The 22,796-nt window shown below is 63.2% G+C and carries 20 protein-coding genes and 2 riboswitches; of the genes, 8 read left to right on the forward strand and 12 right to left on the reverse strand.

Annotated features, from left to right (window positions below; translation table 11 throughout):
* Positions 1–38: 38 nt before the first annotated feature.
* The 7 genes from carB to BMX67_RS01925 form a co-directional block, all read right to left on the reverse strand.
* Entirely contained in the window at positions 39–3,377 is a 3,339-nt protein-coding gene (gene carB / locus BMX67_RS01895) for a carbamoyl-phosphate synthase large subunit (protein WP_090732054.1), read from the reverse strand.
* Positions 3,378–3,520: 143 nt separating this feature from the next.
* Positions 3,521–4,303, reverse strand: a complete 783-nt coding sequence (locus tag BMX67_RS01900; protein ID WP_090732055.1) for a DUF1217 domain-containing protein — start codon at positions 4,301–4,303, stop codon at positions 3,521–3,523.
* Complete coding sequence (flbT, locus tag BMX67_RS01905) at positions 4,300–4,704, reverse strand: flagellar biosynthesis repressor FlbT (protein ID WP_090732057.1); 405 nt, start codon at positions 4,702–4,704, stop codon at positions 4,300–4,302. Before flbT ends, BMX67_RS01900 begins: the two co-directional genes overlap by 4 nt.
* The gene (flaF, locus tag BMX67_RS01910) at positions 4,701–5,066 is read right to left on the reverse strand and encodes a flagellar biosynthesis regulator FlaF (protein ID WP_090732058.1); all 366 of its coding nucleotides are present in this window, start codon (positions 5,064–5,066) and stop codon (positions 4,701–4,703) included. Before flaF ends, flbT begins: the two co-directional genes overlap by 4 nt.
* 82 nt (positions 5,067–5,148) lie before the next feature.
* Positions 5,149–5,991 carry a flagellin N-terminal helical domain-containing protein gene (locus tag BMX67_RS01915; protein ID WP_090732060.1) on the reverse strand — a complete coding sequence of 281 codons (843 nt, stop codon included), beginning with the start codon at positions 5,989–5,991 and terminating at the stop codon, positions 5,149–5,151.
* Positions 5,992–6,161: 170 nt separating this feature from the next.
* Positions 6,162–6,476: a hypothetical protein gene (locus BMX67_RS01920; RefSeq protein WP_090732061.1), complete on the reverse strand. Its 315-nt coding sequence runs from the start codon at positions 6,474–6,476 to the stop codon at positions 6,162–6,164.
* Positions 6,473–6,712 (reverse strand): hypothetical protein, encoded by a 240-nt coding sequence (locus BMX67_RS01925; protein WP_090732062.1) that lies wholly within the window; start codon positions 6,710–6,712, stop codon positions 6,473–6,475. The genes BMX67_RS01920 and BMX67_RS01925 overlap by 4 nt, the downstream gene beginning before the upstream one ends.
* 550 nt (positions 6,713–7,262) lie before the next feature.
* Between BMX67_RS01925 and BMX67_RS19490 the strand changes: the two genes are divergently transcribed.
* The 8 genes from BMX67_RS19490 to gcvP all read left to right on the forward strand — a co-directional run bounded on the left by BMX67_RS19490 (position 7,263) and on the right by gcvP (position 16,165).
* A complete protein-coding gene (locus BMX67_RS19490; protein WP_175479777.1) occupies positions 7,263–7,889 on the forward strand; it encodes a flagellar hook-length control protein FliK in 627 nt (208 codons plus the stop codon).
* An 11-nt stretch (positions 7,890–7,900) separates the two neighbouring features.
* Positions 7,901–8,569: a flagellar hook capping FlgD N-terminal domain-containing protein gene (locus BMX67_RS01935; RefSeq protein WP_090732065.1), complete on the forward strand. Its 669-nt coding sequence runs from the start codon at positions 7,901–7,903 to the stop codon at positions 8,567–8,569.
* 70 nt (positions 8,570–8,639) lie between these two features.
* Complete coding sequence (rpe, locus tag BMX67_RS01940) at positions 8,640–9,323, forward strand: ribulose-phosphate 3-epimerase (protein ID WP_090732067.1); 684 nt, start codon at positions 8,640–8,642, stop codon at positions 9,321–9,323.
* Between the two features lie 169 nt (positions 9,324–9,492).
* On the forward strand, positions 9,493–10,272 hold the full coding sequence (locus BMX67_RS01945) for an SDR family oxidoreductase (protein WP_090732068.1): 780 nt from the start codon (positions 9,493–9,495) through the stop codon (positions 10,270–10,272).
* A gap of 71 nt (positions 10,273–10,343) precedes the next feature.
* On the forward strand, positions 10,344–11,423 hold the full coding sequence (locus tag BMX67_RS01950; RefSeq protein ID WP_090732070.1) for an ABC transporter ATP-binding protein: 1,080 nt from the start codon (positions 10,344–10,346) through the stop codon (positions 11,421–11,423).
* Positions 11,424–11,515: 92 nt separating this feature from the next.
* Positions 11,516–11,605: riboswitch (glycine riboswitch) on the forward strand.
* A 3-nt stretch (positions 11,606–11,608) separates the two neighbouring features.
* Positions 11,609–11,672, forward strand: a riboswitch (glycine riboswitch).
* A gap of 76 nt (positions 11,673–11,748) precedes the next feature.
* Positions 11,749–12,873, forward strand: coding sequence for a glycine cleavage system aminomethyltransferase GcvT (gene gcvT, locus BMX67_RS01955; RefSeq protein WP_090732072.1), 1,125 nt, complete (start codon positions 11,749–11,751; stop codon positions 12,871–12,873).
* Positions 12,874–12,887: 14 nt separating this feature from the next.
* A complete protein-coding gene (gene gcvH / locus BMX67_RS01960) occupies positions 12,888–13,244 on the forward strand; it encodes a glycine cleavage system protein GcvH (RefSeq protein ID WP_175479787.1) in 357 nt (118 codons plus the stop codon).
* Between the two features lie 83 nt (positions 13,245–13,327).
* Positions 13,328–16,165 carry an aminomethyl-transferring glycine dehydrogenase gene (gene gcvP / locus BMX67_RS01965; RefSeq protein ID WP_090732212.1) on the forward strand — a complete coding sequence of 946 codons (2,838 nt, stop codon included), beginning with the start codon at positions 13,328–13,330 and terminating at the stop codon, positions 16,163–16,165.
* Between the two features lie 40 nt (positions 16,166–16,205).
* Here gcvP and BMX67_RS01970 read toward each other — a convergent pair whose 3' ends face one another.
* The 5 genes from BMX67_RS01970 to BMX67_RS01990 all read right to left on the reverse strand — a co-directional run bounded on the left by BMX67_RS01970 (position 16,206) and on the right by BMX67_RS01990 (position 22,724).
* On the reverse strand, positions 16,206–17,363 hold the full coding sequence (locus BMX67_RS01970; RefSeq protein WP_090732075.1) for a Hint domain-containing protein: 1,158 nt from the start codon (positions 17,361–17,363) through the stop codon (positions 16,206–16,208).
* Between the two features lie 92 nt (positions 17,364–17,455).
* On the reverse strand, positions 17,456–18,085 hold the full coding sequence (locus tag BMX67_RS01975) for a response regulator transcription factor (RefSeq protein ID WP_090732078.1): 630 nt from the start codon (positions 18,083–18,085) through the stop codon (positions 17,456–17,458).
* Positions 18,082–20,415: a sensor histidine kinase gene (locus tag BMX67_RS01980; RefSeq protein WP_090732080.1), complete on the reverse strand. Its 2,334-nt coding sequence runs from the start codon at positions 20,413–20,415 to the stop codon at positions 18,082–18,084. The genes BMX67_RS01975 and BMX67_RS01980 overlap by 4 nt, the downstream gene beginning before the upstream one ends.
* Positions 20,416–20,694: 279 nt before the next feature.
* The gene (locus BMX67_RS01985; RefSeq protein WP_175479778.1) at positions 20,695–22,053 is read right to left on the reverse strand and encodes a condensation domain-containing protein; all 1,359 of its coding nucleotides are present in this window, start codon (positions 22,051–22,053) and stop codon (positions 20,695–20,697) included.
* Positions 22,054–22,253: 200 nt separating this feature from the next.
* Positions 22,254–22,724 carry a hypothetical protein gene (locus BMX67_RS01990; RefSeq protein ID WP_090732083.1) on the reverse strand — a complete coding sequence of 157 codons (471 nt, stop codon included), beginning with the start codon at positions 22,722–22,724 and terminating at the stop codon, positions 22,254–22,256.
* Positions 22,725–22,796 lie beyond the last annotated feature (72 nt).

Genomic DNA, 22,796 nt, shown 5'->3' on the forward strand with positions numbered 1-22,796 from the left:
AGCCGCGCCCTTTCATCTTGCGGATCGATCGATCGGGTTCAGGCCTGAAGCGACCGGACCCCGACCTCGCCCTCTTCGCGCGACTTGATGGCGGCGACGGCGGCGATGCTGCCGGCGGCGGTGGTGAAATACGGGATCTTGCCATACAGCGCGACGGCGCGGATCTCGCGACTGTCGGCAATCGCCTGCGCGCCCTCGGTCGTGTTCAGCACCATCGCGATCTCGCCGTTCTTCAGGCGGTCGGCGATATTGGGACGCCCTTCATAGACCTTGTTGACGCGGGTCGATTCCACCCCGTTCGCCGCAAGGAATTCGGCCGTCCCCGAGGTCGCGATCAGCGCAAAGCCCATTGCGACCAAATCGCGTGCAGCCTCGGCCAGGGCGTCGGTCTTGTCCGCATCCTTGACCGACACGAAGACCCGGCCTTCATGCGGCAGATGCGTTCCCGCCCCGACCTGGGCCTTCAGGAAGGCGCGCGGGAAATTGCGATCCCAGCCCATCACTTCGCCGGTCGAGCGCATTTCCGGCCCCAGCAGCGTATCAACGCCCGGGAAGCGGGCAAAGGGCAACACAGCCTCCTTGACCGAGAACCAGGGCGTGATCGGATCGGCCAGCGTCAGCGGATCGGCAAAGGGCAGATCGTCCTCGGGCCCGACCCCTTCCGGATAGGGCGCACGTGCGGGGAAGTTCGACATCGGCTCGCCCGCCATCAGACGCGCCGCGATCGAGGCGATGGCACTGTCGGTGGCCTTGGCGACAAAGGGCACGGTGCGCGAGGCACGCGGGTTCACCTCCAGGACATAGATCTCGCCGTCTTTCAACGCGAACTGCACGTTCATCAGTCCGACGACGCGCAACCCGCGTGCCATCAGCTCGGTCTGGCGTTTCAGTTCGTCGATCGTCTCGGCGGTCAGGGTATGCGGCGGCAACGAACAGGCACTGTCGCCCGAATGGACGCCCGCCTCTTCGATATGCTCCATGATCCCCGCGACATGGACGTTCTCGCCATCGCACAGCGCATCGACGTCAACCTCGATCGCGCCGGTCAGATAGCTGTCCAGCAGAACCGGGTTCTTGCCCGAAACGCTGACGGCTTCGGTGATATAGCGTTTCAGATGGTCCATATCGCGCACGATTTCCATCGCGCGACCGCCCAGCACATAGGACGGCCGAATGACCAGCGGGAAGCCGATCTTGCCGGCAATCGCAATCGCCTCGGCGTCGCTATGGGCGATGCCATTGATCGGCTGCTTCAGGTCCAGACGGTTCAGCAGATCCTGAAAGCGTTCGCGATCCTCGGCCAGATCGATAGCGTCGGGCGTGGTGCCCAGGATCGGGATCCCCTCGGCCTCAAGGTCATTGGCCAATTTCAGCGGGGTCTGGCCACCGAACTGCACGATCACGCCATGCAACGTGCCGTTTTCCTGCTCGGTCCGCAGGATTTCCAGCACATGTTCCAAGGTCAACGGCTCGAAATACAGGCGGTCGCTGGTATCATAGTCGGTGCTGACCGTTTCCGGGTTGCAGTTGACCATGATGGTTTCATAGCCCGCCTCGGTCAGCGCGAAACAGGCGTGGCAGCAGCAGTAATCGAACTCGATCCCCTGACCGATCCGGTTCGGGCCACCCCCCAGAATGACGACTTTCTTGGCATCGGTCGGGCGCGATTCACATTCCACATCGCCCATGGCCGGGGCTTCGTAGGTGGAATACATATAGGGCGTCTGCGCTTCGAATTCGGCGGCGCAGGTGTCGATGCGCTTGAAGACCGGACGGATACCGGCGCTGCGGCGCGCGCGGCGAATGTCGGCCTCGTCACGGCCGGTCAGCGTCGCAAGCCGGGCATCGGTAAAGCCCATCATCTTCAGATCGCGCAGGGCATCGGCGTCCTCGGGCAACCCGGTCTGGCGCACCTGGTTTTCGGCGTCGATGATTTCCCGAATCCGCGCCAGGAACCAGGGATCAAAGCTGGTGACGCGCTGAATTTCATCATCGGTCATGCCGAAACGCATCGCTTCGGCGATGATGCGGATGCGGTCGGGCGTCTGCTTGGACAACGCGGCGATGACAGCGGGCTTGCCTTGATCCGCGGCGCCCTCGATCACGATTTCATCGAGACCGGTCAGCCCGTTTTCCATCGAGGTCAGCGCCTTTTGCAGCGATTCATGGAAGCTGCGGCCGATTGCCATGACCTCGCCGACCGACTTCATCGCAGTCGTCAGTTCGGGCTTGCTGCCCGGAAACTTTTCGAAGGCAAAACGCGGGATTTTGGTGACGACATAATCGATGCTGGGTTCGAAGCTGGCGGGCGTCACCTTGGTGATGTCGTTGTCCAGCTCATCCAAGGTATAGCCGACGGCCAGCTTGGCGGCGATCTTGGCGATCGGGAAGCCCGTGGCCTTCGACGCCAGCGCCGAGCTGCGCGAGACGCGCGGGTTCATCTCGATCACGACCATGCGGCCGTCTTCGGGGTTGATCGCCCATTGCACGTTCGAGCCGCCGGTTTCGACGCCGATCTCGCGCAGCACGGCGATGCTGCCATTGCGCATGATCTGGTATTCGCGATCGGTCAGGGTCAGCGCCGGTGCGACGGTCATCGAGTCGCCGGTATGCACGCCCATCGGATCGACATTCTCGATCGCGCAGACGATGATGGCGTTGTCGTTGCGGTCGCGTACGACCTCCATCTCGTATTCTTTCCAGCCCAGAAGGCTTTCGTCGATCAGCACCTGCGCCATGGGCGAGGCGTCCAACCCCGAACGGACGATACGTTCGTAATCGTCGCGGTTATAGGCGACGCCGCCACCGGTGCCCCCCAGCGTAAAGGCCGGACGGATGATCGCGGGAAGGCCGATATCTTCAAGCGCCTCCATTGCCGTGGCGACCCCGGCCGAGATATCGAACTTGCCATTGGCAAGCTTCGGGGCCGACACGATGGTCGCGCGCGGGTTTTCAAGGCCGATCCGGTCCATTGCCTCGCGGAACAGCTTGCGATCCTCGGCCATTTCAATGGCGGAACGCTGCGCGCCGATCAATTCAACGCCATAGCGGTTCAGCGCCCCCGAATCCGCCAGGGCCAGGGCGGTGTTCAGGCCGGTCTGACCACCCATCGTGGGCAGCAACGCATCCGGGCGTTCCTTCGCGATGATCTTCTCGACCATGTCAGGGGTGATCGGCTCGATATAGGTCGCGTCGGCCATCTCCGGATCGGTCATGATCGTCGCAGGGTTCGAGTTCACCAGAATGACCCGATACCCCTCTTCGCGCAGCGCCTTGCAAGCCTGCGCGCCCGAGTAGTCAAACTCGCAAGCCTGTCCGATGACAATGGGCCCGGCGCCGATGATCAGGATGGATTTGATATCGGTTCTTTTCGGCATAGCTGTGCCTCCGGTGTGTCATGGAATGGCCAAATCGTCCGGGGTTATAGTCAAGCCTCGCTGCGGTGCAAGGCTGCATTCGCCAAAATACCGAAAAGCGGTGCAGGCCGTCGCCAAGAGCCGCGCACATCCATGATTTTTGATCAAGAGGTCAATAATTGCAGGGCCGCGCTGTATCGCGTCTGCGCCACGGACTCCGTCAGTTGCGAGCGCACAAGAAAGGCCTGCATCAGGCGATCGCTTTTCGCGCCTCCGGCAATCTCGGTCAGGTCCGAGGTGCCAAGAAAGCGCTCGGCAGCTTTGGTGAATTCGGTCAACTGCCGATCGACGGACAGTTGCGAATAGGCCGATCCGAAGCCGAACGCCCCCTCGAAGACCTCGCGCAGCGGTGGGTTGCCCAAAACCTCGAACCAAAGGGTCGTATTGCTGGAGGTCCGACCGACGAAGCCCTGCAATTCTCGCTGCGCATTCATGGCAAGACGCAGGGTTTCATCGGACTGACCTACGCGCCTTTCAAACTCCCGGTTCAGGAAAGCTTGCGATATCTCATCCGCGAACCCGGCGTCATCCGTCCGGTTTCCGCCCGCGAAATCGAAAGCCTGCGCCAATCTCAGATAGCGTTTATCGCCCAGACGGTTTGCCAATGACTGTTCATCGCTCAGGTCCGACTCGAGAACCTGCCTGATAAAGGCCTTGTTGGGCAGATCGTCTTCCAGGCCGAACGCGCTCAGGGCGACGTTCAGCATCCGATAGTCCGCGATCAGCGCCTCGGCCGAGTTCGTGACCTCGATCCGGTCACTGAAATAGCCGGTTGCCCGCTGGATACTAGCATCCGAGGCAAGCGCCTCTAGCTGACGATCCTGCGTCCGTTGCAGGATCTTCCAGCCTCCAAGCCCACCCAACCCGACGCTGATCGCGGCGGTCATTGCGGTAGGGCGGCGAACAGCCGCGCCTCGCGTGGCAGAAGCTCGCGCAAGCGGCGCAGCACCTGATAGGGGTTCTCCGCAACACAAGCGGCACTTGCGTCTGCCAGCAGCAATCGGCTGTCGCGATCGGTAAAGACCTGACTCAGCTGTTCGATCGCGACCAGCAATTGCTGCCGGCCCTCGGCAGGATCGGCATCGCCCGACAGGATCAACTGGGCGATATAGCAGGCCCGCGACACCGGGGTCTTGGCGTCCTCGGGTCGGATTGCATCACGCAGCCGCAGAACATTCACGTTCGGCGTCCGGATCGAGATCTTGGACCGTTTTTCACCATTTTCGATGACCGCCCCGTTGATCAGGATACGCTCATTCGGGGCCAGTTTCAGGACGAGGCCGCTCATATCCCGACCTCCCCGCGCAACCCCTTCATGACCGACAGGTTGATATCGATCAGCACTTGGGTCGAGCCTTTGCCATTCATGATGCCGTGCCCGTGGCGCACCGAGAACATGGCAAGCGACAATAGGCCCGCCTTGACCTCGTCGGGAAGTCCGTTGCCCGGCTGGGCCAGGTCCGCGGCGAGGATGGTCCAAAGTTCATTGTTCTTGTGAACCGCAAGGATCGCATCGCTGCTGCGACCTGAGGGGTCCGCCTGGCGCAACATGCGCGTCACGCGCGAAAAGACGTCGTATTCCGCGTCGCGGGAACCGCGCAGGACCTGCGCGCCATATCCGTATTCGTTATGTGGGGTGACCGCGTTCAATTTCTAAGATCCTGATCTAAGACTGTGGGGTGTTGCCGGGGCGCTGGCATGCGCCCCGGCAGATCTTTTGCTACCGCCAGGATCAGCGGAACAGCGACAGGATGGCCGAGGGTGCCTGGTTCGCGATCGACAGGGCCTGGATGCCCAGCTGCTGCTGCGTCTGCAAAGCCTGCAGGCGCGCCGACGCCTCTTCCATATCGGCGTCGACAAGCGATCCGATCCCCATCTGCAGCGAGTCTTCCAGCTTGCCGACAAAGGCCGACTGGTCCGAAATCCGCTTGCCCGCCGAACCCAGGGCGGCCGCACCGACAACCGCAGTGTTGATGAATCCCTCAAGCTCGCCCACCACCGTTGCGGCCGTGGCACGATCGGTGATGGTCGTCACCGTTGCGTTCTGAATGGACGCTTGGAAATCGACCGAGTTGACCGAGATGTTGTTGGCCGTCGTGGCAACCGTGCCGTTGGTCCGGTCCAGCGAGCCCAGGACCGTAAAGCTGGTCTGGCCCGGCACCGGGTTGGTCTTCAGAAGGTTGACGCCGTTCAACTGGGTGCCGCCAATGATCGCGGTGATCTGGTTCTTTTTCGCGACGATGTCGGTGTTGATCTTCGCGAAGTCAGCCGTATCGCTGCTTGCCCCGATGGCGAGATCTTTCATCTCGTTCAGAAGCGTGGTGATCTGTTCGGCGCCGTTCCGGGCCGTTGCGACAGTCGCCTCGGCAACGTTCAGGTTGCTTTGGATGGCTTTGAAGGCCGACTGATCGGTTTCCATCACTTTCGAGATGGCCCAGATCGCGGCATTGTCCTGGGCGTTGTTCACCGCCTTGCCGGTCGACACCTGTTCCTGCGTCTTGTTCAGGTTCGAATTGATCGACTTGAGGGTTTGCAGGGCGACGATGGCGCCGTTGTTGGTCAGAATGCTGGACATATTGTCCTCCGATATTCGGACGCTTTTGCGTCACGGTTTCAAGGAAGGCCTTCTGACCGATCGGGCGCTGTGCCCTGCACTTTTCCCGTGCAACACCGTCTTAGCAGTGGGTGATTGACGAATAGTGAATTTCGGCGATTCCCTCAAAGCCAGGACGCATAGGATTTTACTCAATAGCGGCGCGGGACCGGCGCCACGGTGACCGCAACCCTGCGCGCGCCGACGCTGTCATAGGTTTGAAGCGATCTCGCGGCCTCGACGATGGCGCGCACCTGATCCATCGCCATTCGCGCCCCCTTCTGGGCCGCAAGCGCAAGTTGATGCAATTCCTCGACCTGACGCTGAAGATGCGGGCGCGCGGCATCGTCGACGCGCATCTCTCCGGCCTTGGACAGCTTTTCAATCGCGGCCATCGCGCGCGCCGCATCGCCCGCAATCACGGCCTCGCGCGCCTGTTTCAGATGACGCATCAGGGAATCGCTCATGCCTCACCCCCGATCGACAGGCCCAGATCCAGCTTGCGGGCAAGAATCCCGGCATATTCCGTGGTCAGAAAGCTGCTGAACTGTTCTTCTCCGGCGCCGCCGGAAAACCCGTTCTGCATCGGTTTCGGGCCGCAATATTTCAGCATCTCTTCCAGAAAAGCCTGCTCAAGCTGATCGGCGGGCGCGGCGGTGGCAGGTGCCATCTGCGCGGCACCCGGGACGGATCTGATTTCCATTCAAACACTCCTGATATTGATTAGGAGGAACTTATCCGGCCCAAGTAAATAATTGGTAAGGAGTATCGGTTAGACAGGCCTTGTTTTCTTCTGTCATTTTGCGAGCAATTCGATGGAAATTCCTTTCTTGAAGATCGACAGCGCAGATACTTCGCGGAAACCACGGGATGAACCCGTCGTGGATGAAACCGCCGGGGCCTGTTTCGAAATTGACGTGCCGGATCAGACAACGCTAACTGAACCTGCACCGGAAATACCCGTTGATGACGTTCTGACAGGGCCAGCTCAGGCGGACGAGAACGGGCTGGACACCGACCCGGTCGCTCAGCTTATGGCGGCGTGGACGGGCACGACGGCCGAATTACCCAAATCGCGGGCGACAATGATCGACGGTGACAGGCCTGCCCTTACCGTGACCCATGACGCAAAGGGCGCCAAGCAGCTTGCCGATCAAACCGCAATTGTGGGCGATTCGCTCCCAGATCCGATGCCGGAAACGGATCCCCCGGCACAGCCGACAGAAGCAGATCTTGCCGACGATCCAGCGCGGATGTCTTGGGCAGCGCCCAAGGAACCGGGCGCAAACGACACCACGGCCCCAAAGCCTGCCCTAGCCGATCAGCGCGTCACGCTGACACAAGCCGCCCTTCCGGATCTGCCAGCGGAAGAGGCATCGGCGCTGCCCCAGACGCCCCAAGCGTCGGAAGCAAGGTCAGAGCCGCAGCAAACCCAGCACAGCGTACAGGCGCTGCGCGCGGTCCCGCCCACGCCGATCAGCCGCCAACTGGCCGATGCTGCGATTCGCACTCGGGATGAGTTGGTCGAAATCACGTTGTCACCCGAAGAACTGGGCCGCGTGCGTATGGTGCTGGGCGGGCATGACCGCACGCCGCATCTGACGATCTGGGCAGACCGGGCTGAAACGCTGGACCAGATGCGCCGCCATGCCGAAGATCTGGCAGAGGAACTGCGCGGGTCCGGCATGGAGGGCGCGCAGCTGGACTTTCGTGACGGCGATGCGGGGCAGAACTGGCAGGATCCTGAATGGGCAGCCCCCCTCGACGCATCTGCCCAAGCCCTGACCGAACATATCGCCCCTGCCCCGTCCCGCGACACGGTTTCCCTGGTCGCGTTGTCCTCGGGCTGGGGCACCCGCCATATCGACATTCGCATCTGAAGGAGAGCCCGATGGTCAGCGCAGTAACCCAAACCACCGGCAGCACCGCCACCGCCACCGCCAGTTCGACTGCGGCAACAACCGCAAACACGGCCAGCACGGAATTCGACACATTCCTGAAGATGCTGACCGCACAACTGAAGAATCAGGACCCGCTGAACCCGATGGAGGGGACCGATTTCGCCGTGCAGCTTGCGACCTTCTCGGGCGTGGAACAGCAGGCCCAGACAAACAAGCTGCTACAGCAGATGATCCTGCAACAGGGCGGTGCAGGCCTGGGCCAGACCGCCGCCTGGATCGGAAAGGAAGCCCGGACAACCGCTCCGGTGTGGTTCGGCCAACAGGCGCTGACCCTGGATATCGCGCCCGACATGCGGGCCGACGACGTGGCGCTGATCGCGCTGGATGCGCGTGGCAACGAAGTGACACGCGAACTGATCGGGCCCGGCGCAGGTCCGGTGGAATGGTTTGGCCGCGATGCGATGGGCAACAAGCTTGCCGATGGGCAGTACAGTTTCGTCATCGAAAGCCTGCGTGCGGGCGAGGTGATCGCGGAAACCAAGGTCGGGGCCTATGCCAGCATCGTCGAGGCCGAGCTTGGCGAAGACGGGGTTCATCTGGTCTTCGAGGGCGGCGCAACCGCACCAGCCAGCGAAATCCTGGCCCTGCGCGACGATTGAGGCCGCGCAGACTTGACGCAGGCACGGTATCTGTGCAGCAGACAGCGCATTACATTGCAGGAGGCTGCCCATGTCGATCGACCGCAAGATCAAGATCGCGCCGTCAATCCTTTCCGCCGATTTCGCGAATTTCGGGGCCGAAATCCGCGCCATCGAAGATCAGGGCGCCGATTGGGTGCATGTCGATGTCATGGACGGGCATTTCGTCCCCAACCTGACCTTCGGGCCACCCGCGGTAAAGGCATTCCGGCCGCATGTGACGACCTTCATGGACGTTCACCTGATGATCTCGCCGGTCGACGCCTATATCGAAGCCTATGCCGAGGCAGGCGCCGATATGATCACCGCCCATATCGAAGCCGGCCCACACCCGCATCGGACCTTGCAGGCGATCCGCGCGACCGGCAAGCAGGCGGGCATCGCGCTGAATCCCGGAACACCGGTCGAGGCCGTCGAATATCTGCTGGATCTGACCGATATGGTTCTGGTGATGACGGTGAACCCGGGCTTTGGCGGGCAGAAATTCATCCATTCGCAGCTGACCAAGATCAAGCGCCTGCGCCAGATGATCGGCGACCGACCCGTCCATATCCAGGTGGATGGCGGCGTTGATGTGACCACCGCACCGCTGGTTGCACAGGCGGGGGCCGATGTGCTGGTCGCGGGGTCGGCCGTCTTCAAGGGCGGTTCGGTGAATCAGCCCGACATCTACGGCGACAACATCCGCAAGATCCGGTCATCGACCGCGGAATAGGCCGCTCGCCACATCTTCTGTGGTGAAATATCCCGGGGGGAGGCGCCTGCTGGGGCATCGAGCCCCGGCAGGCGCCGCGGGGGCAGCGCCCCCGCCGCCCGCCGCATCGAACAGCGTTTGACATTCCGCGGCCGTCGGGCTTCGTTGCCCGCATCACAGGAGAAAACGCATGGATCTAGGTATCAAGGGCAAACGCGGACTGGTCTGCGCCGCATCGAAAGGCTTGGGCCGTGGCTGCGCCGAGGCGCTGGCCGAAGCCGGGGTCAATCTGGTGATCAACAGTCGCAATGAAGCCGACATCACCAGAACCGCGCAGGAGATCGCGTCCAGATACGGCGTCGAAGTCACACCGGTCGCCGCCGACATCACCACCGAAGATGGCCGCGCCAAGGTTCTTGAGGCCGTCGGTCAGGCAGATATCCTTGTGACCAATGCAGGCGGCCCGCCGCCGGGGGTATGGACCGACTGGAACCGCGAGGATTTCATCAAGGCCATCGACGCGAACATGCTGTCCTCGGTCGCCCTGATGCAGGCGCTTGTCCCCGGCATGATGCAGCGTGGCTGGGGCCGCGTAGTCAACATCACCTCGCAATCCGTCCGCTCGCCGATTGCCGTTCTGGGCCTGTCGAACACCGCCCGCGCAGGCCTGACCGGCTTTGTCGCCGGCATGTCACGGCAGGTCGCGGGCAGTGGCGTCTGTGTAAACAACATCCTGCCCGGCATTCACGCAACCGACCGTGCGGACAGTCTTGATCGCGGCGTCGCAGAGAAAGAGGGCATCACGATTGACGAGGCCCGCACCCGGCGTCAGGCCGGCATCCCGACCGGCACCTATGGCCGCGCCGATGATTTCGGCGCCACCTGCGCCTTCCTGTGCAGCCAGCAGGCCCGATTCATCGTCGGCCAGAACATCCTGCTGGACGGCGGTGCCCTGAACGTGACGATCTAGGCCCCATGCTTGCGGGTTCCGCCTGCCCCTGCTAGGGCGGGCGGAACCACGCGACCAATCCGGCAAGCCCCGTGACCGCCAAACCCCGCCTTGAGGTTCAGAACCTGATCCGCGCCTTCGATGGCAAGCGGGTTGTCGACGATGTGTCCTTTACCGTCCTGCCGGGGCAGGTCGCCTGCCTGCTGGGTCCTTCGGGCTGCGGCAAATCGACGACATTGCGGATCGTGGCCGGGGTCGACATGCAGGACAGCGGGCGCATTCTGGTCGATGGAAAGCTGATCTGCGACACGCATTTCCGGGTGCCGCCCGAACGTCGCGCCATCGGCCTGATGTTTCAGGATTTCGCGCTGTTTCCGCACCTGCCGGTCAGCGAGAATGTCGCATTTGGCCTGAAAGGCGGCTTTGTCGCCAACCGTGCCCGCGTCGTCGAGCTGTTGGAGCGGGTGCAGATGGCCCGCCATATCGACAGCTATCCGCACGAGCTGTCTGGCGGCGAACAACAGCGCGTCGCACTGGCCCGCGCCCTGGCACCGCGACCGCGCATCCTGTTGATGGACGAACCCTTCAGCGGGCTGGACGAACGGCTGCGCGACGGGATCCGTGACGAAACACTGGGGCTGCTGAAAGACGAGGGAACAGCCGTTCTGCTTGTCACCCATGAACCGCATGAAGCGATGCGCATGGCCGATCAGATCCTGCTGATGCGCAATGGCAAGATCGTACAGCAAGGCGCGCCCTACAACCTGTACAATGCGCCCGTGGATCGGCAGGCCGCGGCATTTTTCAGCGATATCAACGTCTTGACAGGATGCGTCCAGGGTGCGCTGACGGAAACGCCCTTTGGGCGCTTTCTGACGCCCGGTGTGCCGGACGGCAAGCATGTCGAGATCGTGATCCGGCCACAGCATCTGAAGATCGATTTCGACCGCGCCGGACAGGGCCCTGCGCCCACGGCGCAAAACGGGACGGCCGCGCTGGCGCGGGTTGTCCGGGCCCGGTATCTGGGTCGCGAATCGCTGGTCGAATTCTCGACCGATCAAGGGGGGATCGCGCTGAACGCGACCGTGCCCGGCGTGTTTCTGCCGCCGGCCGGCACCCCGATGTGGCTGATGTTGCGCCGCGACCGGGTCTTTGTGTTTCCCAAGACCTGAGGCCTGCGGCCCGCCCGTCATCCGATTGCGACCTTCCGGCATGCGTCTACGACAAAAGGCTTGCGCCATCCGCGCCGCGCGGATAGCTGTGAACAAGGAATTCGGGAGAAGCCGGTGAAACGCCGGTGCCGAAGGAGCAGCCGCCCCGGCGAACTCTCAGGCAAAAGGACCGTCTTCCATCAAGACTCTGGAGAGAGGCCGAAAGGCCCGCCGAAGGGATAACGATCTCAGGCGTCCGCAAGGACAGGGACAGAGGGGGCATCGGAGCGCGGAGCTATCCGCAATCACGGTGCCGGTCTGTCCGGCGACACACAGAGGAGGCCACATGGCCGAGGAACTGCGCCGGACCGGTCTGTATGACCTGCATGTCGCCCAAGGGGCGCGCATGGTCCCGTTTGCGGGCTGGGAAATGCCCGTCCAATATCCGATGGGCGTCATGGCCGAACATCTGCATACCCGCGACAAGGCCGGTCTGTTCGATGTCAGCCATATGGGGCAGGTGCTTGTTCATCCGCTGGACGGTGACTTGGACAGCGCGGGTGCCGCGCTGGAAACCGTGATCGCGGCCGCCGTGCTGGGCCTGCCCGAGGGGCGTCAGCGTTACGGCCTGTTCACCAATGAGCGCGGCGGCATTCTGGACGATCTGATGTTTGCCAATCGCGGCGATCACTATCTGCTGGTCGTCAACGCCGCCTGTGCCGAACAGGACATCGCCATTCTGCAAGGCCTGTCAGGGGTCAAGGTCACGCCGGTGACCGATCGCGGGCTGATCGCGTTGCAAGGCCCCAAGGCCGCCGAGGTGCTGGCCCGCCTGCTGCCCGCCGCCGCCGAGATGCGTTTCATGGACAGTCGCAGCCTTGACTGGAACGGTGTCGATCTGTGGCTGTCGCGGTCGGGTTATACCGGCGAGGATGGGTTCGAGATTTCCGTTCCGAATGATTGTCTGGCCGCATTCGCCCAGGCATTGCTGGATCATGATGAGGTCGCCCCGATCGGCCTGGGCGCCCGCGACAGCCTGCGGCTGGAAGCAGGGATGCCGCTTTATGGCCATGACATGACCGGTGATGTGACGCCGGCCGCCGCCGGGCTTGGCTGGGCGATTTCAAAGGCCCGCCGCGCCGATGGCGCACGCGAGGGCGGCTTTCCCGGTGCCGCGACGGTGCTGGCCGAGCTGGCAGATGGCGTCAGCCACACCCGTCGCGGGCTGCGCCCCGAGGGCCGCGCCCCAATCCGCGAGGGCGTGCAGATCTTTGCCGAAGCCGAAGGTGGTGCGCCGATCGGCGACGTCAGTTCCGGCAGCTTCGGTCCCTCGGTCGGCGGTCCGATCGCCATGGCCCGCATTCCGGTCGACCTGGCCGATGGCGCCACGGTCTTTGCCGAATTGCGCGGCAAGCGGATGCCCGTCACCGTCACCGCCCTGCCCTTCATCACCCCAAGCTACAAACGCTGAGGAGCTTCCCCATGCTGAAATATACCGTCGATCACGAATGGCTGCGCGCCGAGGGCGATGAGATCGTCGTGGGCATCACCAAACATGCCAGCGAACAGCTGGGCGATGTCGTCTTCATCGAACTGCCCGAAGAGGGCCGCGAGGTCGAGGCCGAGGAAGAGGTTGTCGTGATCGAGTCGGTCAAGGCGGCCTCGGACATCACCGCCCCCGTGGCCGGCGTCATCACCGCCGTGAACAGCGATCTGGCCGACAACCCGGGCAATGTGAATGACGACCCGATGGCGGCCTGGTTCTTTCGGATCAAGCCGGCCTCGCTGGATGTGCTGGACAGCTTCATGGACGAAGCCGCCTATGGCGAGCTGATCGGCTGAGGCGGTTTCCGGGGCCGTCCCGGCCCCGGTCCGGGTATTTGGACAAAGAAGAAGGGGCGGCTTGTCCCCTTATGGATAGCGGCATGACTTTGTGGACTCCGACCGACTACAACCCCGACGATTTCGCCAATCGCCGCCATATCGGCCCCTCGCCCGCCGAGATGGAGCAGATGCTGGCCGCGGTTGGGGCCGACAGCCTTGACGCGCTGATCGACCAGACCGTTCCGAAGGCGATCCGGCAGGCCGACAGCCTTGACTGGCCCGCGCTGTCCGAAGCCGCGCTGCTGGCCCGGATGGAACAGGTGGCGAAGAAGAACCGCGTCATGACCAGCCTGATCGGGCAGGGTTACTACGGCACCGTCACGCCGCCCGCGATCCAGCGCAACATCCTGGAAAACCCGGCTTGGTACACGGCCTATACCCCCTATCAGCCCGAGATCGCGCAGGGGCGCCTTGAGGCGCTGCTGAACTTCCAGACGATGGTGGCGGATCTGACCGGCCTGCCCGTCGCCAATGCGAGCCTGCTGGACGAGGCGACGGCGGCGGCCGAGGCGATGGCCATGGCGCGGCGTCAGTCGAAATCCAAGGCCGATGCCTTCTTCGTGGCCCATGACCTGCATCCCCAGACCATTTCCGTGATCGAGACGCGCGCCGCCCCCCTGGGCATCCGCATCGTCACGGGCTCGATCGACGATCTGCAGGCCGATCAGGTCTTCGGCGCGATCTTCCAGTATCCGGGCACCTACGGTCATATCCGCGACCTGACCCCCGAAATCGAGGCGCTGCACGACGCCAAGGCGCTGGCCATCGTGGCGACCGATCTGCTGGCGCTGTGCCTGCTGAAGGAACCGGGCGCGATGGGCGCCGATATCGCGGTCGGCAGCGCGCAGCGGTTTGGCGTGCCGATGGGCTATGGCGGCCCGCACGCGGCCTTCATGTCCTGCCGGGACGAGCTGAAGCGCGCCATGCCCGGCCGCATCGTGGGCGTCAGCGTCGATGCGGCGGGCAACCAGGCCTATCGCCTGTCGCTGCAGACCCGTGAGCAGCATATCCGCCGTGAAAAGGCCACGTCCAACGTCTGCACGGCGCAGGCGCTGCTGGCGGTCATGGCCAGCTTCTACGCGGTGTTCCACGGCCCCGTGGGCCTGCGGGCCATCGCGCAGCGCGTCCATCTGAACGCGGTCGCCATCGCCGATGCGCTGCGCGCCGCCGGGGCCGAGGTCGCGCCCGATGCCTTCTTCGACACCGTGACCGTCAAGGTTGGCGTCGGCCAGCAGGGCATCATGGCCGCCGCCCGCCATCGCGGCATCAACCTGCGACGCGTGGGCCGCGACCGCGTGGGCATCAGCGTCGACGAGACCACCGATGCCGGCGTCATCGCCCGCCTGCTGGACGCCTTCGGGATCGAGGAGCAGGCCGCCCGCGCCGACCGCCCCGCCATCCCCGAGGCGCTGCTGCGCGACAGCGACTACCTGACCCATCCGGTCTTCCACATGAACCGCGCCGAATCCGAGATGATGCGCTATATGCGCCGCCTGTCGGATCGCGACCTGGCGCTGGACCGTGCGATGATCCCGCTTGGCAGCTGCACCATGAAGCTGAACGCCGCGGCCGAGATGATGCCCATCACCTGGCCCGAATTCGGCGCGCTGCATCCCTTTGCCCCCGCCGATCAGGCCGCCGGTTACCAAGAGGCGATCACCGACCTGACCCAGAAGCTGTGCCGCATCACCGGCTATGACGCGTTTTCCATGCAGCCCAACAGCGGCGCGCAGGGCGAATATGCGGGGCTGCTGACGATCCAGGCCTATCACCGCGCCAATGGCGACGATCAGCGCGACATCTGCCTGATCCCGATGTCGGCGCATGGCACGAACCCCGCATCCGCGCAGATGTGCGGGATGAAGGTCGTGGTCGTGAAATCGGCCCCGAACGGCGATATCGACGTTCAGGATTTCGCCGACAAGGCGGCGAAGGCGGGCGACAGGCTGGCCGCCGTCATGATCACCTATCCCAGCACCCACGGCGTCTTCGAGGATACGGTGCGCGAGGTCTGCGACATCACGCATGAACATGGCGGGCAGGTCTATATCGACGGGGCCAACATGAACGCGCTGGTCGGGTTGGTGAAACCCGGCGAGATCGGCGGCGATGTCAGCCACCTGAACCTGCACAAGACCTTTGCGATCCCGCATGGCGGCGGCGGCCCTGGCATGGGCCCGATCGGCGTGAAATCGCACCTGGCGCCCTTCCTGCCCGGCGATCCGCGCACGGGCGACGGCGCGGTCAGCGCGGCCCCCTATGGCAGCGCCTCGATCCTGCTGATCAGCTGGGCCTATTGCCTGATGATGGGCGGCGAGGGGCTGACCCAGGCGACCCGCGTGGCGATCCTGAACGCGAACTATATCGCGTCGCGGCTGGCCGGGGCCTATCCGATCCTGTTCATGGGCAATCGCGGCCGCGTGGCGCATGAATGCATCATCGACACCCGCCCCTTCGCCGACCACGGCGTGACGGTCGATGACATCGCCAAGCGCCTGATCGACAACGGCTTCCACGCGCCGACCATGTCCTGGCCGGTCGCCGGCACGCTGATGGTCGAACCCACGGAATCCGAAACCAAGGCCGAGATCGACCGCTTCGTCTCCGCCATGCTGTCGATCCGGGACGAGATCACCGACGTGGCCGAGGAGCGCATCGCGGTCGAGCACAGCCCCCTGCGCCATGCCCCCCACACGGTCGAGGATCTGGTCAAGGACTGGGACCGCCCCTATTCGCGCGAACAGGGCTGCTTCCCTGCCGGATCTTTCCGCGTGGACAAGTACTGGCCGCCCGTCGGGCGCGTGGACAACGCCTATGGCGACCGCAACCTGATCTGCACCTGCCCGCCGCTGGACAGCTATGCCGAGGCCGCGGAGTAATCAGAATGACGGGGCGCAGTCCGCTGCGCCCCGCGCCCGATCAGATGCGGTCGATCAGTGGCACCCCATCGGTCGCGTGCAGACCTGCAAATTCGCGCGCCTTCCGTCCCTGCGCGACCACGCGGGCGAAATCCGCGCTGTCCTGTGCGGCGTCGCGCAGGCCCGGAAATATCGCGAACAGTTCGGCCTTGGCCGCCTTGCCCACGGCGGCCAGCGCCTGCGCCCCCGCGAACAGCGATTCCGCATCGGCACCATTCGCACGAACGATCTCGTGCCGGTCGAACATGAAGTGAACATAGGTCACGGTCCGAACGTCCCCGGCGATGGCGATGCCATCGACGGCGATCAATTGCTTGACCGCGACCAGAACCTCATCCGTTCCGAACATCTGTTGCGCAATGGCGGAACGGGCAAGCACGCGATGCTGCGGCGACAACAGCAGGTCATGTTCGGGGATATTTCGCCCCAGCGCCCCGGCAGTGATGCGGATCGGGCGCGCGTTTGGATTGGCTGCAAGCTCGGCTGCGGAATAGCTGCGCATATCGATCCAGCGAACCGGCTGCGGCCCGCGATCCCTGGTGTTGACCAGATCCCCGACGCGCAGCCCATCGGCCCGCACTGCCCCCACAGGCGTGTCGATCATCGCGTCGCCGGCAAAGCAGATCGGATAGGCCACGGCGTTGAAAGCGGAATCGCCTTCCTCGGGCGGGCCCGCGGCGATCACACCATCGCCATCATAATCGACATTCGTATCGCGATCGAGGCTGAAGCTGCCGCCCGTGGCGATGGGATGTTCGGGCGCCACAAGAAGGTTCTGCAAATTCGGTGCGCCGGGATCGGATGAGACCAGAACCGAACCGTTGAACCGCACATAGACATCGCCAAGACCGCTGATATCGCCCTGAATATTGGCGGTCTGTCCCGGATTCTGGGGTCCGTAGGTGTATTTCGGGATACCCGCCGCATAATCGGCTGCGCTGTCATAGACGACAATTCCCGTGATGACGCTGCTGCCATTTAACTGACCATCAGCGGTCTCGTTCTCGGCAGTGATGACGATCAGGTCGTCCGTGTCGAACAGGCGCTGACCGTTGCTGATCGTCAGCGTGCCCGCCCCATCATTGCCGCCGCTGCTGTTTGTGCCGACATTCGCGTTGTTGGCAATGAAATCGCCCGAAACCGAAAACTCTATCGCCATCGCCTGTGCTTTCGCCTGATACCCGATCCCTGATGACCGTTGATGATAGGTCAGGGGCGATATTAATCAACGATCTTGCGCGGCGGCGGGCGTCAGGCCGTCGGCGTCTCGCCTTCGCGGGACAGGCCGATAAGCTCGGCGACCGAGCTGACCTCAAGCTTTTCAAAGATGCGGGCGCGGTGATGTTCCACTGTCCGCGGGCTGATGCCCAGATCCGCGGCGATCTGCTTGTTCGAGACCAGCGACGGGTTCGACAGGATGAATTCCGCGATCTCGCGTTCGCGCGGGGTCAGCCGATCGAAACGGGCCTGCCATTGCTGCGAGGCGCTTTGCTGTTCGGCCTGCTCGCGCGAAATGGCCAGGGCCTGGTCGATCCGCTCGACCAGTTGCGACTGGCTGAACGGTTTTTGCAGAAAGTCGATGGCCCCGGCCTTGATCGCCCGAACCGATTCCGGCACCCCGCCATGACCGGTCACGAAGATGATCGGCAGCGTGTGCCCGCTGTGACGCAGCCGGTCCTGCAATTCCAGCCCGTTCATTCCGGGCATGCCATAATCCAGCACAAGGCACCCCTGCCGCATGCCGGTATAGGTCGCCAGAAACGATGCCGCCGATTCATGGCATTCGACCCGGTAGCCGCGCCGGGTCAACGCCCGCGACAGCGAAACGCGGATTGCCGCGTCGTCATCGACGATGAAAACGGTCTGCTCGATGCCGGTCATGCGGGATCCTCCTTGTGCTGCGGGGTCGTGCGGGTCGGGGCCAGAGGCAGCGAAAAGCGGAAACAGGCGCCCGCCGCGCCGTTCCGATCCAACCAGATCTCGCCGCCATTGCCTTCGACGATGGTGTGGCACAGGGACAGGCCCAGCCCCATGCCGTCTGCCTTGGTGGTTTCGAATTGCGAAAACAGCTCTCGACCCGCGGGAATGCCCGGACCGGTATCCTGAACCGAGACAAGCATCATCTGCTGCGACACCTTGGCATCGATCACGATCTGGCGGCCCGAGGGGTCGGTGACGGACATCGCCTCGATCGCGTTGCGGACCAGGTTGACGATCACTTGGGCGATCTGCACGCGATTCGCCTCGACCGGGGGCAGGCCTGCGGGGATCTGTGAATGCAGGACCACATTCGCCTCGGACAGTTCGGCCAACAGCAGTTTTGACGTCTGTTCGACCAGATCCCGCAGCGAGAAGGCGGACTTGGCCCCTTCGTCCTTGCGGATGAACCCCCGCAACGCGCGGATGATTTCGCCCGCGCGATGCGATTGCTGGTTCATTTCCTGAAGAATCTCGTACAGTTCGGGATCGACCTGCTTCTGATCTTCCAGCACCAGAAGCGCGGTTTCGGCATTGGCAGAAATCGCGGTCAGCGGCTGGTTCAGTTCATGGGCCAATCCTGCGGCCATCTGGCCCATCGTGTTGCCACGGGCCAGATGCGACATATCCCGGTTCAGTTTCAGGATCTCTTGTTCCATCACCTTACTGTCGGAAATATCTTCGATCATGACCACCCCATGCGCAATATTGCCGTCGCGGTCGCGGACCTTGAAGGCGCGGGCGCTGATCCAGATCAGGCTGCCATCCTTGCGACGGCAGCGCAGTTCATGGGCGATGTCGTAATCCCCGGCAAGAAAACCCTCGCTGATGGTCTCCCCTTCGGCGATCAGATCGACAAAGCGGATGGTGCGCAATTCCGCCTCGGAATAGCCGGTGATCTTGCTGAAATGGGCATTCGTCCGTTCCAATGCGCCCGTCTGCGGCTGGATCTGGGCCATGCCCCAGGGCGATTGCGCGAAGGCCTGTTCATATTCCTGTTCGGTCGCGCGCCGCGCCACGATCTGCTGGACCAGCGCCGAATTCGCGGCCTCAAGCTCTCGGTAGGTGCGCGGCATCGGTTCGGCGGGGTCGATCTCGCCCTGATTGATCAGGGCCGAGCGGATGGCGAACGCCTTGACCGGCTTGTTGATGATGCTGGCCAGGGCCAGCCCAACCAGCCCGGTGATTGCGGCCACGACCGCCGCGATCCAGATGTTCAGCACCCGGTTTTCCTTCAGCGCCTGGGTGAAATCCTTTTCGGGCGCATAGACGCCGATGGTCCAGGGCAGGCGGTCGCTGATGGTGGGCAGCACCGTTGCGACATAGCTTTCGCCGTTCAGGATGAATTGCTGCGGGCGTTCCTGCCAGACCAGCACCCGCCCCTGCCGCATCAGTGGCGCAAAGGCGGCGCGGGCGATCGGATCCTCCAATTCGCTGATATTGGAAAAACGCAGCGTGCCGTCGGTATCCTCGGTCTTGATCAGTTCGGGATCGGGATGGGCGATGACATCGCCGTTTCGGTTCAGGATCAGCGCGCCGCCATGCTGCCCCACCCGAAGCTGCGCCAGAAAATTCGAGATCATGCTGATCTCGATATCGACGCCGACAACGCCCTGCACCTCACTATCGGCACCGATCACCGGCGAGGCCAGCGTGATCCCCGGCTGCTGGGACGAGAAGAAGATATAGGGATCGGTCCAGATCGTGCCCCGCGTTTCCTGGGCCCGTATGAACCAGGGTCGCGTGCGCGGGTCGAACATGTCGTCGGGATCATACAGCTCATCCACGATCTTGTAGTCGTCGTCGCGCCAGATATAGCGGACCGAGCGTTCGTCGCCGGTGCGGATGATCTTGGTGCGGAACGGGCCGGCCCCCTCGGGGCTGCGCATCACATACAGAAAGCTGCCATCGGCGCCGCCGAAATAGATGCCCGAAAACTGGGGCGAGATCTGCAACTGCTGAAACAGCAGTTGTTCCAGCAGCACGGTATTGTCGCTGGCGACCACCCGGCTTTGGGCAAGCCGCGCGGCAAGCTGCGCGGCACCCTCGGCGGGGCTGAGGAAACCCTTGGAATGTTCGATCGTGTTGGTGCCGACATCGCGCAAAAGGTCGCGGGCATGTTGCAGCAGGGCGCGTTCCGACGACAGATAGCTGGAAAAGACCACCAGCAGGATCGCCAGAAACTGCGTTCCCGCAAGACACAGCGCCAACAGCGCACCAAGGGATTTCTTCATCTTTTCCGCCTCCGGACGGGTTGTTCCGGTCAGCGCGATAGCCGCAGCAGTCGCATCCCAAAATCCGTGGATCTACCTAAGTATCACTACGAATTAACACGAACCCTGTCATGTGGCATACATGGTTTCAGCGCAAGACGCTGACATTTGGAAGGAAATTTGGCAGCAAAGTAATTGTTGTTCCCTACGCCACGGCCTGAACCGGGTTGCTATTGACCCAGGCATTATGGCCCGGACTCAGGTCGTGGCATTTTTTTATCGGTCTCGCTTTCTCGCCTGTTACCTACCCGTGCATCGCCCTGCCTTTCCCCACGGCAAGGGCGATGCGCATTCCTTTGTCAGACAATCTTGCAGATAGGCCGTCAGTCCACCGACATGTCGGTGAAACAGGTCGGGCGGCGTCAGGGTCGGGTCGGCCTCCAGATACAGCATCAGCACAGCATCACGCGCGGAATGGGCAAAGGTCATGTTGAACCCGTCCGCGGGTCCGGCGGCCAGCACGTCGCGTTCGCAGCGCAGCTTCGGATAGCTGGCGGTTTCGAACGGCATGACATTGATCAGCGGCGAAAACAGATAGCGCTGGCGTTTCGACAGGCCCTGATCCTGGCCCATCTGTTCGATGCGATACCGGCCATGACGACGGTGACGCCGCAGATCCCCAGACAGATCGCGCAGATTCTGTGCCAGATCCCGCGCCGGGTCATAGCGCAGCGTGAAGGGAAAGATATTCACCACCATCGCCGGGATCGACACGCTGACACTGCCGAAACGGCTCATGTAGGGCAGCCAGATCACCTGATCCCGACATGCGGGCTGATCCTGCGTGCCCGGATGATGCCACAGCCAGATCGCGGACAGCAGAGTCAGCAGGTCGGCTTCGCCCAGTTGCAACGCGGTGGCGCAGGCGCGCAGGGGCTGAACCAGATCGGACAGGTCGATCTCGGCGGTCAGGGGGCTGGCCGGATAATCCTCCGAGCCCTTGTCCAGCACCCGCAGTGGCGGCGCGGCGGCAAGACGTTCCGCCCAGAAGGCCCGCGCCTTTTCATGCAACGGCCCGGTGCGATAGGCGTCCTCTTCGCGCAGATAATCGGTGAAGGGTGCAAAAGGCGCGTGGGTAGCGGGACCGCCTGTCATCTCGGCATAAAGCGCCGCGACCCGCCGTTCGATCAGCGCCATCGCATAGCCGTCCAGAAAGATGTGGTGCCCACGGCAATACCAGATCCACGCATCCGGCAACCGCAACAGCCACAGCGCGGCCAAAAGGTCGCGGGTCAGGTCCAGCGGGGATTGGATATCGGCCTGCATCCGGCGCGTCGCCTCGGCCTCGGGGTCCGGATGATCGCGCAGATCGACCTGCTGCAGAACCGGCCGTTGTCCGGGATCGACGGCCTGCATCGGCCCGTCGGGCGTCTGGCGGAATCGCAGCGACATCACATCGGTCTCTGCGGCGACCTGCCGGATCGCACAGACCAGTGCGGCCTGATCCAGATCGCCCTGAAACCGGGTCGAATGCGCCACCGTCGAAACGGCAACGCCGGGATGCGCTAGATATTCCTCCCAGAAATCAAGCTGTGCCAGCGTCAGCGGCCACCAGTCCAGCCGTGACTGTTCTTCCGAATCCGGGGGAAATTCGCCCATCCTTGCCCATCCTTGACGGTATCTGCCGCGCATGGCGCGGTCCGGTGTCGATGGCTGGCAAGAGGCTGGCGAATATGGCGCGCAAAATCCGCGCCAGCCGCCCGATAGTCAAGCCCACCCCTGAAAAAGGGCTGGCGGATGATCTTGCGATCATCCGCCAAGCCACCCGCAGCACACGGGACCAAACAGGGAGGAACTGGTTACACAGGCGTGTCAAACGGGTGGTTGGGGTCCGACAGGCCGATCAGGCTGTCGGATACGACGGTTTCGTCCACGCGCCCGGCCATCAGCCGCGCGATCACTGGAAAAACAAAACGGGTGAAACATTCGTGGTCCGGGTTGTAGGCCCCCGGTTTCCCGATACCGCCGCAATCTTCGCAATCCGGGATCGTGCCCCAGCAGTTGGGGCAGGCCCCGACCGCACAGGCAAGGCGTTCCACCTGATCGATCAGCAGGCGGTTTTCACGCTGCAGCCTGTCGATCCGATCCCGGATGGGACGGTCCACGCCACGGAGAGGAGCCGCGGGTTCGGACCGTCCCTCAATCGCCGCCAAATGCAGACGCCGCAAGGCGTTCTGGACCGGCTCATTCCTTGCGCCCGCCGGTCCATCGCCCAGCAGTTGAAGGGCGGCGATGATATGATGTGTATTCGACTTGTGCTGACCAGACATGATGTGACCCCTTAACCAGTTTCTGACGGCGAGGAGCTGACATCAGTTCCGATCAACCGCAGCCGATGGGGC

The organism is Paracoccus homiensis (assembly GCF_900111675.1).
Lineage (GTDB): Bacteria > Pseudomonadota > Alphaproteobacteria > Rhodobacterales > Rhodobacteraceae > Paracoccus > Paracoccus homiensis.